Origin of the sequence: Streptomyces antimicrobicus (genome assembly GCF_020532625.1) — a bacterium.
GTDB lineage: Bacteria > Actinomycetota > Actinomycetes > Streptomycetales > Streptomycetaceae > Streptomyces > Streptomyces antimicrobicus.
In genome coordinates this window covers 1-14,427 of record NZ_JAJAUY010000150.1, presented here as the reverse complement: position 1 = coordinate 14,427, position 14,427 = coordinate 1, and the positions used below count along the sequence as shown (strand labels likewise).

Sequence of the window (14,427 nt, the reverse complement as noted above, 5' to 3'; positions counted from 1 at the left end):
CGGCCCCCGCCTTCCCGGTGCCCCCCGCCTTCCCGGCGCCCCCGGCCTTCCCGCCCCGCCCGGCCGGGCCCCCGGTCCCGGCGGCGCGCGCGCCCCGCCTGGTGGCCGAGCCGGGACGGTGGTCATGACGTACGAGCCCCTGCCCGTCCTCGGTTCCGTCGGACCGCCCCGGCTGCTCGCGGGACTCGACACGGCGGCCCGGCTCGACCGGGTGTCCCATCTGACCGTGCACGGCGCGCTGCCGCGCCACCGGCCGGACGAACTCGTCGACCTCGCCCAGAACATCGACCTGCGGGGCCGCGGCGGCGCCGGCTTCCCCTTCGCCCGCAAGCTCCAGGCCGTCCTCCGCTCGGCCGGCGCCCGCGACGGACGCACCGCGGTCGTGGTCAACGGCAGCGAGGGAGAGCCCAGTTGCCTCAAGGACACCGCCCTGCTGCTGCACGCCCCGCACCTGGTGCTCGACGGCGCCCTGCTGGCCGCCGACGCCCTGCGCGCCGAGGAGGTGGTGATCGGCGTGACCCGCGCGGACGTGGAACGGTCGGTGCGCGCCGCCGCCGCCGAGCGGGCCCCGGCCGGCGACCGCGTCCGGGTGACCCGGCTGCCGGAGCGCTTCGTCACCGGCGAGGGCACCGCCATGGTCGGAGGGCTGAACGGCGGGCCCACCCTGCCCAGCGGGCAGAAGGTCCGCACCAGCGAGCGGGGCCTGAACGGGGTCCCCACCCTGTTCTCCAACACCGAGACCTTCGCCCAGCTCGCCGTCGCCGCCCGCCTCGGCGCACTGGAGTACCGCACGGCGGGCCTGCCCGACGAGCCCGGCACCGTGCTGCTCACCGTCTCCGGTTCCACCGTCGTGGAGACGCCGGCCGGCATCCCGCTGCCGTACGCCCTCCAGCTGTGCGGCACCGACATCGGTCAGGGCGTGCTCGTCGGCGGCTACCACGGCCGCTGGCTCGGCCCTGCGACGGCACGTCAGGCGGCTTTGTCGCGGCGCCACTTGGCGGCGTACGACGCCGTGCTCGGCGCCGGGGCGGTGCTGCCGCTGCCCGAGGACACCTGCCCGGCCGGCGAAGTGGCCCGCGTGGCGCGCTGGATGGCGGACGAGACGGCCGGCCAGTGCGGGCCGTGCGTGCGCGGCCTGCCCGCCCTCGCCCAGGCCCTGGAGGACGCGGTCGCCGGGGACCGGTCCGCCTACGACTCCGTCGAGCGGCGCATGAGAGCCGTGCGCCGGCGCGGTGCGTGCAGCCACCCGGACGGCACCGCGTCCTTCGTCGCCTCCGCCCTCGCCGCGTTCCCCGGCGAGTTCGAGGACCACGCCCGGGGCCGCGGCTGCGGCCGACGGGTGCTGGGTGCGCTGCCCCTGCCCAGCGACGAGGACCAGAGCCCCGAACGGCTCGTCGTCGACTGGACCCTGTGCCAAGGGCACGGCCTGTGCGTGGACGTCCTGCCGGACGTGGTCCGGCTCGACGCGGACGGCTACCCGGCCCAGGCCTCCATGCCGGTGCCCGGGCGGCTGCGGCCGAAGGCGCTGCGCGCGGTCCGCCGCTGCCCGGCGCTGGCCCTGCGCATCACGGAATAGCGGAATGCCGGAATGCGGGAATTCCGGAATGTCTGAATCGGGGGAACGGATGCGGTGCACGGTCGGCCCCGGCACCGAGTTCATTCTTCTTCGGGATCTGACAAATTCCGGCGGAATCGATCGACGATTCCCGTGCACCCCGTATCAATGAGCCACGACGCGAAAAGCGCGACCGAACGCCAAAAACCCAGGGAGTCATCGTGCACAAGGGACGCCGAGAGATGTTCGCCGGTGCCGCCGTCGCGGCTGTGCTGCTCGCCTCCGGATGCGGGCTCGGCGGCGGGGGCCGGACGGCGCCCGCGGGCAACGCCGTACAGCCGGCGGGCGGCAGCAAGAGCGCGGGCCCGGGCAACGGCACCGATCCGTACGGCGCCGACGGCTACGGCGCCGACGCCGGCTACGGCGCGGGCGGCGGTTCAGGTTCCGGTGAGGGCGGCGCGGGCGAGGCCGGCGGCAGCGGGGCGAACCCGGCCGGCGGGGCTCCGAACGGCCCCGCGGGCAAGCTCACCGCGCGGGACGTCCCCGGCCTGGGGCCGGTCGTCAGCGACGGCAAGGGCTGGACCCTCTACCGCTTCGACAAGGACACCGCCCAGCCCCCCGCCTCGACCTGCGACGGGGACTGCGCCAAGGCCTGGCCGCCGGTCCCGGCGGCGGACGCCTCGGCGGTCGGCGCGGTCGACGCCGCCCTGCTGGGCGAGGTGGTCCGCTCCGACGGCACCCGGCAACTGACCCTCTCGGGCTGGCCCGTCTACCGCTACGCCAAGGACACCAAGCCCGGCGAGGCGCGCGGGGAGGGCGTCGGCGGCACCTGGCACGCCTTCGCCCCGGACGGCCGCAAGGCGGCCGACAAGAAGGCCGGGACGGCCGACGGCGCCGGCCAGGGCGGGTCCGGGGGGTCCTCCCCGGTGGCGGTCTCCCGGGACCCGGAACTCGGGAACATTCTCGTGGACGGTTCCGGAAACACCCTTTACCGCTTCGACAAGGACAGTGCCTGGCCGATGAAGATCGGCTGCCTCGGCTCCTGCCTGGATTCCTGGAAGCCGGCCGAGGCCGTGGACGCCGCGCGGGTCACCGGAATTCCGCAGGAGCTGATCGGATCGGTGAAACGGCCCGACGGCTCGACGCAACTGACCATCGACTGCTGGCCGGTCTACCGCTTCACCGGGGACAAGAAGCCCGGCGACGTGACCGGGCACGGGAAGCAGGGTCTGTGGTGGGCCGTCACCGACACCGGCAAGAAGGCCCCGGCCGCCTAGGGCCTGTCTTCCTGATCCGAAAAACAGGCCCTAGGAGGCCCCCATGTCCTCGCGGAACTCCCCACCGCTCGGCCGCCGGGCCGTCCCCGCCGCCGTCGTGCTGGCCGCCGCCCTCCTGGGCGGCGCCTGCGCCACCGGCCGCACCGCCCCCGACGCCCCCGCCCCCGACGCCCCCGCACCCGCCGCGGCCGGGGCCGCCCGCCCCGGCTCCCTCCAGGCCCTGGAGGCGGCCATCGGCTGCACGGCGTCGGTCACCGTGGACGCCGAGGAACTGCGCCAGGGCGGCTGCGAGACCGGGGCCGGTGCCTTCCGCATGGTGACCTTCGCCGCGCCCGAGGGCGAACGGCAATGGCTGGCCGAGGCCCGCGCGTACGGCGGCACGTACCTCGTCGGCGACCGCTGGATCGTCACCGCCCGCCCCGAGTCCGCCCTCGCCGACCTCCACCACCGCCTCGGCGGAACCTTGGAGTCCGGTGACACCCACGCCCCCGGCCACCACTGAGCACCCCCCGCGTCGGGGCCGTCACGGGCCGTTGCTCCCGGAAATGTTCACATGTGCAGGAAGCGGGGTGCCCCCTTCACCCCGCTCCCCACACCCCCCGGCCCCGCCGCCGCCCCAACCCCAGCCGGATGTCCTGGTCTGTCCGGTGATGTCCCGCGGGGGTCCGGGGCGGCGGATTTCTGTTACTCGATCATGTGAAGGGACCGGGGCGATCCCGTGCACGAGTCGCCGGACCCCTTCCCGGCGCCCCGTCAACCGGATTGGCAGGCCCGTTCGTTCGCGTGCTTACATCTGCCCACCCCCCACGGAACCCGAACAAACGTAAGAAGGGTGCGCACCCATGCGTAACGACATCGAGACCCGCGAGATCACCGACGCCGAGCTGGACGCCGTCGCCGGCGGTGTCGGGATCTCCGGCGGCCTCGCCGGCGCCGTCCTCGGCGACGTCGCCACCGTCCTGGACACCGTGACCTCGCTGGGCACCGTCCAGGCCGCCACCGCGCTGCCTGGCCAGGTCACGGGCATCGCCGGCGTGCAGGTGGGTGTCGCCGGACTCTGAGTCCGGTCCCCGTCGTCGGTCACGGCCCCGGAACTCCCTTGTGTTCCGGGGCCCGTGGCCGCCCGTGCCGCACCGGACCATGCACTCGAAGGAACAGTCCGTGCAGTTCCGCCACAAGGCGCTCGCCAAGCTGCAGTCCCCGGAAGAACTGGACCTGCCGGTACGCCTCGCGCGCCCGCAGGGCCGCCTGGCCCTCGCCGTCACCGTCGCCGTCATCGCCGCCGCCGCGTACTGGGCCTGCACCGGAACCGTCTCCGCCAAACTCACCGCCCCCGGCGTCCTCACCCGCGCCGAGGGAAGTTACCTGCTGCAAAGCCCGGTCGCCGGACAGGTCACCGCCGTCCTCGCCGAACCGGGCCGGCTGCTGCCCCCGGGCACGCCCCTGCTCCGGGTGGGCACCGACCGCGGCGAGCAGCTCGTCCGCCTGGTCGCCGCAGGACGCGTCACCCATCTCCTCGCCCGCACCGGCTCGGTGGTCACCCCCGGCGCCGACGTGGCCACCGTCGAACGCGCCACCACCGCCGACGACCCGCTCGTGGCCGTGCTCTACGTCCCCGCCGCCGCAGCCGCCACCATCCCCGTCGGAGCCCAGGTCGACGTGACCGTCCCCTCCGTGCCCACGCAGCGCTACGGCGTCCTGCGCGGCCGCGTCAAGGCCGTCGGCCGCGCCCCGCAGAGCCAGGCCCAGATCGCCGGCTTCCTCGGCGACGGCCGGCTCGCCGCGCGCCTCGCCGGGCAGGGCGACCCCGTCGCCGTCCTGGTCGACCTGCCGCGTTCGGCCACCACCCGGTCCGGCTACCGCTGGTCCTCCACCGACGGCCCGCCCCACCCCCTGGACTCCGCGACCCCGGTGACCGCCGCCGTCCACCTCACCGCCCAACGCCCGCTCGACTGGCTGCTGCCGTGACCGCCACCCGCCGCAAGGCCCCCCGCCGGGCCAGGACCCGAAGCCCCCGCCCCCGCACCGTCCGCACCCCCACCGTCCTGCAGATGGAGGCCGTCGAGTGCGGGGCCGCCGCGCTCGCCATGGTGCTCGCCCACCACGGCCGCTTCGTCCCCCTGGAGGAGCTCCGCATCGCCTGCGGCGTCTCCCGCGACGGCTCCCGGGCCGGCAACCTCCTCAAGGCCGCCCGCGGTTACGGCCTGACCGCCAAGGGCATGCAGATGGACCTGGCCGCGCTGGCCGACGTACGCCCCCCGGCCGTGCTGTTCTGGGAGTTCAACCACTACGTCGTCCACGACGGCCTCGGGCGCCGCCTCGGCCGCCGCGGCGCGTACGTCAACGACCCCGCCAAGGGCCGCCGGTTCGTCCCCATGGACGAGTTCGACAGCGGCTTCACCGGCGTCGTGCTCACCTTCGAGCCCGGCCCCGCCTTCCGCCGCGCCGGCCGCCGCCCGGGCGCGCTGTCCGGGCTGTCCGCCCGGCTGCGCGGCATGTCCGGCACCCTGCTCGCCGCCGTGCTCGCCAGCCTGCTGCTCGTGCTCGTCGGAGCCGCCGTGCCCGCGCTGAGCCGTACGTACATCGACACGTTCCTGATCGGTGAGCAGTCCTCCCTGCTGGGCGTGCTGTTCGCGGCCATGGCCCTCGCCCTGGGCCTGACCGCCGTGCTCACCTGGCTCCAGCAGGCCAACCTGCTGCGCGGCCGGATCATCTCCTCCACCCTCGGGGGCGCCCGCTTCCTGCGCCATCTGCTGCGGCTGCCGGTCTCCTTCCACGCCCAGCGCAGCCCGGCCGACCTGGTCCAGCGCCTGAGGTCCCACGACACGGTCTCCGAGACCCTGGCCCGGGACCTCGCCGCCGCCGGCGTGGACGCCGTCGTCGTGCTCCTCTACGCCGTCCTGCTGTGGACCTACGACCCCCAGCTGACCCTCGTCGGCATCGGCATGGCCCTGCTCAACCTGCTGGCCCTGAGGATCGTGCTCCGGCTGCGGGCCACCGGCACCCAGAAGCTGCGCGCCGAACGCGCCCGGCTCCTCGCCACCTCCTACAGCGGGCTCCAGCTCATCGAGACGATGAAGGCCACCGGCGGCGAGGACGGCTTCTTCCGCCGCTGGGCCGGCCGGCACGCCGTCACCCTCGACGTGCAGCAGCGGCTCGGCGTGCCCGGCGCCTGGCTGGCCGTCGTCGCCCCCACCCTCGCCGCGCTCAACAGCGCGCTGATCCTGCTGATCGGCGGCCTGCGCGCGGTGGAGGGCCACCTCTCGGTGGGCCTGCTCGTCGCCTTCCAGGCGCTGGTGACCAGCTTCACCGCACCCGTCACCCGGCTGCACGCGGTGGCCGGCCGGATCCAGGACTTCGCCGCCGACGTCGCCCGCCTGAAGGACGTCGAGAACTTCCCCGCCGACCCGGTCCACGCCCGGCGCGAGCCCCCCACCGGCAGCCGCCGCCTGGCCGGGTGGGTGGAGCTGACGGACATCACGTTCGGCTACAGCCCGCTGGACGCCCCCCTGCTGAAGGACTTCTCCCTCTCCGTCGGGCCGGGCCGGCAGATCGCCCTCGTCGGCGGTTCCGGCAGCGGCAAGTCCACCGTCTCCCGGCTCGTCTCCGGCCTGTTCACCCCCTGGGAGGGGACCGTGCGGATCGACGGCATGCGCCTGGAGGACATCCCGCGCGGCGCGCTGGCCGCCTCCGTCTCCTTCGTCGACCAGGACGTCTTCCTCTTCGAGGGCACCGTCCGCGACAACGTCACCCTCTGGGACCCCACCGTCCCCGACGAGGACGTCCTCGCCGCCCTGGCGGACGCCGCCGTCCTCGACGTCGTCTCCCGCCGGCCCGGCGGCATCCACAGCCGGGTCGAACAGGACGGCCGCAACTTCTCCGGCGGCCAGCGCCAGCGCCTCGAACTCGCCCGGGCCCTCGTCCGCCGTCCCAGCGTGCTGGTCCTGGACGAGGTGACCAGCGCCCTGGACGCCACGACCGAGCGGACCGTCATGGACAACCTGCGCCGGCGCGGCTGCGCCTGCGTGATCATCGCCCACCGGCTGAGCACCGTCCGCGACAGCGACGAGATCCTCGTGCTGGACCGGGGCACCGTCGTCGAACGCGGCCGCCACGCCGAGCTGCTGGCCCGCCGCGGCGCGTACGCGGCCCTGGTCGAGGAGCGCTGAGATGACGCAGGAGACCACCGCCGGGCGGCCCGGGTACGCCCACCCGGCCGCACCCGCCCACCCCAGCGCACCGGCCCACCCCAGCGCACCGGCCTACTCCGCCGCACCCGCCCGGCCCGCCGCACCCGCCCACCCCGCCCCACCCGCCGACCCGGTGGTCGCGGCCCTGGGCGGACTCGGCACGCCCGTCGACTGCGCGGGGACGCGCGACCTGCCGCTGGCCGGGCCGCACGTGCTGTGGCTGGTCGTCGCCGGCGCCCTGGACCTGTTCGCCGTCGACGCCGCCGGGGCCGGGCCCTGGCACTACCTGGGCCGGCTGCCCGCCGGCACCCTGCTGCTCGGGCCCGCGCGGGGCCCCCGCCACACCCTGGCCGGGCGGCCCGTACCCGGCTGCGTGCTGCGCCGGGTCGAGCTCGGTGAGCTGACCGAGCCGCCGTACGCGGACCCGTGGGCGGGGGAGTGGACCGGCGGCGTCGCCCCGTACGGCCCGCCGGCCGAGACCCCGCCGAGCCCCCTGGAGCACGCCTTCGCCCTCGGCGTCGGGCGCGGTCTGCGCGTGCTGTACCAGGCACCGCTGGAGACCCGTACCGTCCCCGCTGCCGTCGAGACCGACGACGACGTCCTGTGGATGCCGGTCCCGCCGGGCGCCGTCCGCTACGGCGCGCTGTACGCGGCGTCCGGCCCGCACCACCCCTACGACGCCTACGACGCCCGCCCCGGCCACCCCGCTCACGACGCCCACGGCGCTCACGACGCCCGGGCCGCGACCGGCACGCTCCTGCTGGAACCGGCGCTCTGGCAGGCCATGGTCGACCAGCAGTACCGGCTGCTGTCCGCCCTGGACCGCTGGATCGAGGAGCGGGAGCGGGCGCACGAGGACCGCACCGCCGCCGGGATCCGGGCCGGCGAGGCGGCCCGCTCCCAGGCCGACCGGACCCTGCTGGCCGCCATCGGCCGCACCGGCCGGCGCCCCGGCCGCGCCGACGGTACCGACACCACGTTCGCCGCGTGCCGCCTGGTCGCCGCCGAGGCCGGCATCACCCTCGCCGAACCCCGCCCCGCCGGCCCCGCCGACGAGCGCACCGACCCCGTCGACCGGATCGCGTCCGCCGCACGCGTGCGGACCCGAGCCGTCCGGCTCGCGGGCCGCTGGTGGCGCGAGGACCACGGCCCGCTGCTCGCCCGGCGCGCCGCCGACGGCACCCCGGTCGCCCTGCTGTGGCGGCGCGGCGGCTACTGGGCCGTGGACCCCGCCACCGGCGCCCGCCGGCGCGTGGACCGGGACCACCAGGAGGCCCTCGAACCGCGCGCCGTCATGTTCCACCGCCCGCTGCCCGAGGGCCCCTTGACCCTGCCCCGGCTGCTGCGGTTCGCCCTGCGCGGCACCGGCGCAGAGCTGCGCGCACTGCTGCTGGGCGGGCTGGTCGCCGTCGGCCTGGGGGCGTGCGTGCCCGTCGCCACCGGCACGGTCCTGGGCAGCTACGTGCCCCGCGGCGAGGACGGCCTGATCGTGCAGACCGCGCTCGCGCTGATCGCAGCGGGCCTGGTGTCGGCGGCGTTCCTGCTCCTGCAGAACGTCGCCCTGCTGCGGCTGGAGGGCCGGATCGAGGCCACCCTCCAGCCCGCCGTGTGGGACCGGCTGCTGCGGCTGCCCGTGACCTTCTTCGCCGGCCGCTCCACCGGCGAACTGGCCGGCGCCGCCCTGGGCGTCAGCGCCGTGCGCAGTGCGCTCTCCGGCCTCGGCCCGGTGGTCGTCCAGGCCGCCACCCTCGGCACGGCCAACCTCGTGCTGCTGTTCGCGCACAGCATGCCGCTGGCCCTGGTGGCGATCGCCCTGCTGCTGGTGCTCGCCGGGGTCCTCCTGCTGCTCGGGCTGTGGCAGTTGCGCCACCAGCGGCGGCTGACCGAGCTCGGCCACAAGCTCGACAACCAGGTCTTCCAGACCCTGCGCGGACTGCCCAAGCTGCGGGTGGCCGCCGCCGAGAGCTTCGCCTACGCCGCCTGGGCCCGGCAGTTCGCCCGCACCCGCGAACTGCACCGGCGCACCGGCCGGCTCGGCAACGCCGTCACCGTGCTGGGCGCGGTCGCCCTGCCGCTGTGCACGCTGGTGATGTTCGTCCTGGTGGCCGGGCCGGCACGCGGCGGCATGTCCGCCGGCGACTTCCTCACCTTCACCACCGCCGTCACCCTGCTGCTCTCCTCCGTCACCCAGCTGACCGGCGCGCTCGTCTCCGCGGTCGCCGTCCGCCCGCTGTTCGAGCAGGTCGAGCCGCTGCTGCGGGCCGCGCCCGAGGCCCCGGCCGGGAGCACGGCGCCCGGCGAGCTCAGCGGGGCCCTGGAGGTCAAGGACCTCTCCTACCGCTACGCCGACGACGCCCCGCTCGTCCTCGCCGACGTCTCGTTCCGGATCCGGCCCGGGGAGTTCGTCGCGATCGTCGGGGCCAGCGGCTGCGGCAAGTCCACCCTGCTGCGCCTGCTCATCGGCTTCGACCGGCCGACCACCGGCAGCGTCCGCTACGACGGCCAGGACCTGTCGGCGCTCGACCCCGTGGCCGTGCGCCGCCAGTGCGGCGTCGTCCTCCAGCACGCCCAGCCGTTCGCCGGCTCGATCCTGGACTGCGTCCGCGGGACGGAGGCGTACTCGACGGACGAGGTGTGGGAGGCCGTGACGGCGGCGGGGCTGGCCGAGGACGTCAAGGCCATGCCCATGGGCCTGCACACGGTCCTCTCCGACGGCGGCGGCACCGTCTCCGGCGGTCAGCGCCAGCGCCTGATGATCGCCCAGGCGCTGGTGCGAAAGCCCCGGCTGCTCTTCCTCGACGAGGCCACGAGCGCGCTCGACAACGAGGCCCAGCGGGTCGTCGTCGAGTCCACCCGGGCCCTGCGCTGCACCCGGGTGGTCATCGCCCACCGGCTCTCCACGATCATGGACGCCGACCGGGTGATCGTCCTCGCGGAGGGCCGGGTCGTGCAGCAGGGCCCGCCCGCCGCCCTCCTCGCCGACCCGGCGGGCCCCTTCCACACGCTGGTCCGGCACCAGCTCACCTGACCGGCGGGGCCGTGCCTCACCAGGTGACGTGAAGGGCCTCCGGGGAGCGGTGGATGAGGGTGGGCCGCATCACCGGAGCCGGCCGGTCCGGGTCCAGCCGCAGGTCCGGCAGCCGGTCCAGGAACAGCTCCAGCGTCAGCCGGAGCTGCTCGCGGGCCAGCCGGGAACCGGGGCAGCCGTGCGGGCCGTGGCCGAAGGCCAGGTGCTGCCGGCCGCCGCCCCGGCCGAGGTCGAACTCGCCGGGCCGCTCGTGGCGTTCCTCGTCGCGGTTGGCCGAACCGAACGCCACCAGCAGGGCGGCCCCGGCGGGCAGCTCGGTGCCGGCCAGGGCGACCGGGCGGGTGGTGACCCGTCGGAAGGCCTGGATCGCGGTGTCGTGGCGCAGGGCTTCCTCCACCGCGGCGGGCACCAGCGACGGGTCGGCGCGCAGCAGTTGCCACTGCCGGCGGTCCGCCAGCAGGTGCATCAGCAAGGTGGCGAGGAGCGCGCTGGTGGTGAGGAAGCCGGCGATCAGCAGGTTCTGCAGGTTCGCCACGATCTCGTGGCGCTGTTCGAGGGTCAGTTCGGCGTCCCCGGGCGCGTAGGCCGCCACCATGGCCGAGCAGAGGTCGTCGCGCGGGTGGGCCCGCCGGTCGCGGACGTAGCCGTCGAGCAGGTGCTGGAGCGCGACGACGTCCTCGGCGGCGGCCGCCTGCCCCTGCGGCGGCAGCGGCCGGAACAGCAACTCCTCGGCCCGGTACCCGCCGTGCACGGCCCGCGGCACGTCGGCCGGGTCCAGCCCGATCAGCCGCCCGACCACCAGCCCCGGCAACCGCCGCGCGTAGTCCTGGACCAGCTCGGCGCCGCCCCGCCCGGCGAAGCCGTCCACCAGTTCCCGCGCGCGGGCACGGGCGTACGGCACCAGGGCCGCCACCCGGGCCGCGGACAGGCCCCGGTTCAGCGGGGCCCGGTGTCGGCGGTGGGCGGCGCCGTCCGAGGAGACCACGGTGGGCCGGGGGCCGAACCCGCGCGGGAGCACCCCGAGGGCCGCCTCGGACAGGGGGACGTCCGGCAGCAGGGAGTTGGCGGAGGAGAAGTCGTCCGGGCGCAGCAGCACCTCCCGCACGTCCCGGTCGCGGGCCACCAGCCACGCCTCGGCCTCGGGCACGTACGTCAGTCCGCCGGTCCGGCGGGCCTGGGCGTAGAGCGGGTAGGGGTCGCGGTAGAACGCGTCGCGGCGGGCCTGTAACGCCTGCGGTGAGCTCGGTGCTGCCTGCTCGGGCGATGTCACGGGAACGGCCTCCGGATCAGGTGTGCCGGTACGAGGACGCCCGGACCCGGTCGGCGGTGGCCGCCCGGGTCCGGGCGTCAGGGGTGATCGGCCGGTCAGACCAGGTCGAACCGGTCCAGGTCCATGACCTTGGCCCAGGCCGCGACGAAGTCCGTCACGAACTTCTCCTCGGCGTCGTCGCTCGCGTAGACCTCGGCCAGCGCCCGCAGCTCGGAGTTGGAGGCGAAGACCAGGTCGGCGCGGGTACCGGTCCACTTGACCCGGCCGGCGGCGTCGCGGGCCTCGAAGTGGCTCTGGTCCTCCGCGGTCGACTTCCACGTGGTGCCCAGGTCGAGCAGGTTGACGAAGAAGTCGTTCGTCAGCGTGCCCGGCCGGTCGGTGAGGACGCCGTGCCGCGAACCGCCCGTGTTGGCGCCGAGCACCCGCAGGCCGCCGACCAGGACGGTCATCTCCGGCGCGCTCAGCGTCAGCAGGTTCGCCCGGTCGAGCAGCAGGTACTCGGCCGGCAGCCGGTTGCCCTTGCCGAGGTAGTTGCGGAAGCCGTCGGCCGTCGGCTCCAGCGCGGCGAAGGACTCCACGTCCGTCTGCTCCTGCGAGGCGTCCACGCGGCCCGGCGAGAAGGGCACCTCGACGTCGAAGCCGGCGTCCTTGGCGGCCTGCTCGACGGCGGCACTGCCGGCGAGCACCACCAGGTCGGCCAGGGAGACCTGCTTGCCACCGGACTGCGCCGCGTCGAAGGACTCCTTGACGCCCTCCAGGGTGCGCAGCACCGCGGCCAGCTGGTCCGGGTCGTTGACCTCCCAGCCGCTCTGCGGCTGGAGCCGGATGCGGCCGCCGTTGGCGCCGCCGCGCTTGTCGCTGCCGCGGAAGGAGGACGCGGCCGCCCAGGCGGCGGACACCAGCTGGGAGACCGACAGGTCCGAGGCCAGGATCCGGCGCTTGAGGTCGGCGACGTCCGCGGCGTCGATCAGCTCGTAGGTGCGGGCCGGCAGCGGGTCCTGCCAGACCAGCTGCTCGCTGGGGACCTCGGGGCCGAGGTAGCGCACGACCGGGCCCATGTCGCGGTGGGTCAGCTTGAACCACGCGCGGGCGAAGGCGTCCGCGAACTCCTGCGGGTTCTCGTAGAAGCGGCGCGAGATCTGCTCGTAGACCGGGTCGAAGCGCAGCGACAGGTCGGTGGTCAGCATCGTCGGGCGGTGCTTCTTGGACGGGTCGAAGGCGTCCGGGACGATCTCCGGGGCGTCCTTGGCCACCCACTGGTGGGCGCCGGCCGGGCTCTTGGTGAGCTCGTACTCGTACTCGAAGAGGTTCTTGAAGAACCCGTTGCCCCACTGCGTCGGCGTGGTGGTCCAGGTGACCTCCAGACCGCTGGTGATGGCGTCCTTGCCGACGCCCGTGCCGTACGTGCTCTGCCAGCCGAGGCCCGCCTGCTCCAGCGGGGCGGCCTCGGGGTCGGGGCCGACGTGGTCCGCCGGGCCGGCGCCGTGGGTCTTGCCGAAGGTGTGGCCACCGGCGATGAGCGCGACGGTCTCCTCGTCGTTCATCGCCATGCGGCGGAACGTCTCACGGATGTCCCGGGCGGCCGCTATCGGGTCCGGGTTGCCGTTGGGGCCCTCGGGGTTGACGTAGATCAGGCCCATCTGGACGGCGCCGAGCGGGCTCTCCAGCTGCCGGTCCCCGGTGTAACGGGAGTCGCCGAGCCACTCGGTCTCGGGGCCCCAGTAGACGTCCTCCTCCGGCTCCCACACGTCCTCGCGGCCGCCGGCGAAGCCGAACGTCTTGAAGCCCATGGTCTCCAGGGCGACGTTGCCGGTGAGGATCATCAGGTCGGCCCAGGAGATGCTCTTGCCGTACTTCTTCTTGACCGGCCACAGCAGGCGGCGCGCCTTGTCCAGGTTGGCGTTGTCCGGCCAGCTGTTGAGCGGGGCGAACCGCTGCTGGCCGGCGCCCGCGCCACCGCGGCCGTCGCTGATGCGGTACGTGCCGGCGCTGTGCCAGGCCATGCGGATCATCAGCGGGCCGTAGTGGCCGAAGTCGGCGGGCCACCAGTCCTGGGAGGTGGTCAGGACCTCGGCGATGTCCCGCTTCACCGCGGCCAGGTCGAGCGCGTTGAAGGCCGCGGCGTAGTCGAAGTCCTCGCCGAGCGGGTTGGCCACCGCCGGGTTCTTGGCGAGGATCTTCAGGTTCAGCCGGTCCGGCCACCACTGGCGGTTCCCGCCGCCCTGGGTCGGGTGCGGGGCGCGCTGGTGCGCGACGGGGCACTGCGGCTGGTCGTCCGTGACGACCGCGTCGTGGTTCTCAGACATGCGAATCCTTCCGGACCAGGCGGATCACGGACTGCAGTTCCTGCCGCCGTGGAATCTTCTTGCCCGTAGCGTGTGCAATTGTCCCTTTGCTATCTACGGAACCGATCCTACGATGGACACAGTCCAAGTCAAGAAGCACACCAGCCCGATATTCCATCGGATCCCGGACACCCGCCCCCGCCTGCGGGGCGCACCCGCCGAACCTGAGGTGAGCCGACATGAGTGACCTGTTGCGGAGGCTGCGCGGACGCGGCTGGCGGATGACCTCCCAGCGGCGAGTGGTGGCGGAGGTCCTCGACGGCGACCACGTCCACCTCACGGCGGACGAGGTCCACGCCCTCGCGGCCGAGCGGCTGCCCGAGATCTCCCGGGCCACCGTCTACAACGCCCTCGGCGAACTCGTCGCCCTCGGCGAGGTCGCCGAGGTCACCACCGACGGCCGCGCCAAGCGCTACGACCCCAACGCCCACCGGTCCCACCAGCACCTGGTCTGCTCCGGCTGCGGCCTGGTCCGCGACGTCCACCCGTCCGGCGACCCCCTGGCCGACCTCCCGGAGTCCGAGCGCTTCGGCTTCACCCTCTCCGGGGCCGAGGTCACCTACCGCGGACTGTGCCCGTCCTGCGGGGAGCCCGCCCGGGACGCGTAGGCGCGGACGTCGGCGTCCGGGTCGGCGGCGGCCGCGGCGAGGGCGGCGCGGGCCCCGGGGACGCGGTGGTGGGGGAGGAGCGAGAGGACCGCGGCCTTGCGGACGTCCGCGTTCGGGTCCCGCACGGCGCCGGCGAGGGCGGGCACGGCCCCGG

Annotated in this window: 11 protein-coding genes; 8 read left to right on the top strand and 3 right to left on the bottom strand. The window is 75.0% G+C overall.

All coding sequences use genetic code 11. The features are described from left to right. Nucleotides 1-124: 124 nt before the first annotated feature. From LG632_RS26020 to LG632_RS25990, 7 genes are all read left to right on the top strand, one after another. Complete coding sequence (locus LG632_RS26020; RefSeq protein ID WP_226729988.1) at nt 125-1,576, top strand: NADH-quinone oxidoreductase subunit NuoF family protein; 1,452 nt, start codon at nt 125-127, stop codon at nt 1,574-1,576. Between the two features lie 200 nt (nt 1,577-1,776). Next, nucleotides 1,777-2,832, top strand: coding sequence for an SCO0930 family lipoprotein (locus tag LG632_RS26015; RefSeq protein WP_226729987.1), 1,056 nt, complete (start codon nt 1,777-1,779; stop codon nt 2,830-2,832). 43 nt (nt 2,833-2,875) lie between these two features. After that, nucleotides 2,876-3,334: a hypothetical protein gene (locus LG632_RS26010; RefSeq protein ID WP_226729986.1), complete on the top strand. Its 459-nt coding sequence runs from the start codon at nt 2,876-2,878 to the stop codon at nt 3,332-3,334. 340 nt (nt 3,335-3,674) lie between these two features. Further along, nucleotides 3,675-3,893, top strand: coding sequence for a hypothetical protein (locus tag LG632_RS26005; RefSeq protein WP_226729985.1), 219 nt, complete (start codon nt 3,675-3,677; stop codon nt 3,891-3,893). Nucleotides 3,894-3,993: 100 nt separating this feature from the next. Further along, nucleotides 3,994-4,800: an HlyD family efflux transporter periplasmic adaptor subunit gene (locus LG632_RS26000; protein WP_226729984.1), complete on the top strand. Its 807-nt coding sequence runs from the start codon at nt 3,994-3,996 to the stop codon at nt 4,798-4,800. Beyond that, nucleotides 4,797-7,001, top strand: coding sequence for an NHLP family bacteriocin export ABC transporter peptidase/permease/ATPase subunit (locus LG632_RS25995; protein ID WP_226729983.1), 2,205 nt, complete (start codon nt 4,797-4,799; stop codon nt 6,999-7,001). The genes LG632_RS26000 and LG632_RS25995 overlap by 4 nt, the downstream gene beginning before the upstream one ends. 1 nt (nt 7,002) lies before the next feature. Then, a complete protein-coding gene (locus LG632_RS25990) occupies nt 7,003-10,050 on the top strand; it encodes an NHLP bacteriocin export ABC transporter permease/ATPase subunit (protein ID WP_226729982.1) in 3,048 nt (1,015 codons plus the stop codon). 16 nt (nt 10,051-10,066) lie between these two features. On the opposite strand, the gene LG632_RS25985 is transcribed toward LG632_RS25990, so the two are convergent. Further along, nucleotides 10,067-11,320 carry a cytochrome P450 gene (locus LG632_RS25985; RefSeq protein ID WP_226729981.1) on the bottom strand — a complete coding sequence of 418 codons (1,254 nt, stop codon included), beginning with the start codon at nt 11,318-11,320 and terminating at the stop codon, nt 10,067-10,069. A gap of 95 nt (nt 11,321-11,415) precedes the next feature. Continuing rightward, nucleotides 11,416-13,626 carry a catalase/peroxidase HPI gene (katG, locus tag LG632_RS25980; protein WP_226729980.1) on the bottom strand — a complete coding sequence of 737 codons (2,211 nt, stop codon included), beginning with the start codon at nt 13,624-13,626 and terminating at the stop codon, nt 11,416-11,418. A gap of 218 nt (nt 13,627-13,844) precedes the next feature. Here katG and LG632_RS25975 point away from each other — a divergent pair, with 218 nt between their 5' ends. Next, on the top strand, nt 13,845-14,273 hold the full coding sequence (locus tag LG632_RS25975) for a Fur family transcriptional regulator (protein WP_226729979.1): 429 nt from the start codon (nt 13,845-13,847) through the stop codon (nt 14,271-14,273). Here the strand turns inward: LG632_RS25975 and LG632_RS25970 are convergent. After that, a partial coding sequence (locus LG632_RS25970; protein WP_226729978.1) for a HEAT repeat domain-containing protein occupies nt 14,225-14,427 on the bottom strand: 203 nt, incomplete at its 5' end. The genes LG632_RS25975 and LG632_RS25970 overlap by 49 nt on opposite strands.

Bases quoted from the DNA above. Each gene is read 5' to 3' on its own strand.
- LG632_RS26020 (WP_226729988.1), top strand. From the start codon at position 125: ATGACGTACGAGCCCCTGCCCGTCCTCGGTTCCGTCGGACCGCCCCGG.
- LG632_RS26010 (WP_226729986.1), top strand. From the start codon at position 2,876: ATGTCCTCGCGGAACTCCCCACCGCTCGGCCGCCGGGCCGTCCCCGCC.
- LG632_RS26005 (WP_226729985.1), top strand. From the start codon at position 3,675: ATGCGTAACGACATCGAGACCCGCGAGATCACCGACGCCGAGCTGGAC.
- LG632_RS25990 (WP_226729982.1), top strand. From the start codon at position 7,003: ATGACGCAGGAGACCACCGCCGGGCGGCCCGGGTACGCCCACCCGGCC.
- katG (WP_226729980.1), bottom strand. From the start codon at position 13,626: ATGTCTGAGAACCACGACGCGGTCGTCACGGACGACCAGCCGCAGTGC.
- LG632_RS25975 (WP_226729979.1), top strand. From the start codon at position 13,845: ATGAGTGACCTGTTGCGGAGGCTGCGCGGACGCGGCTGGCGGATGACC.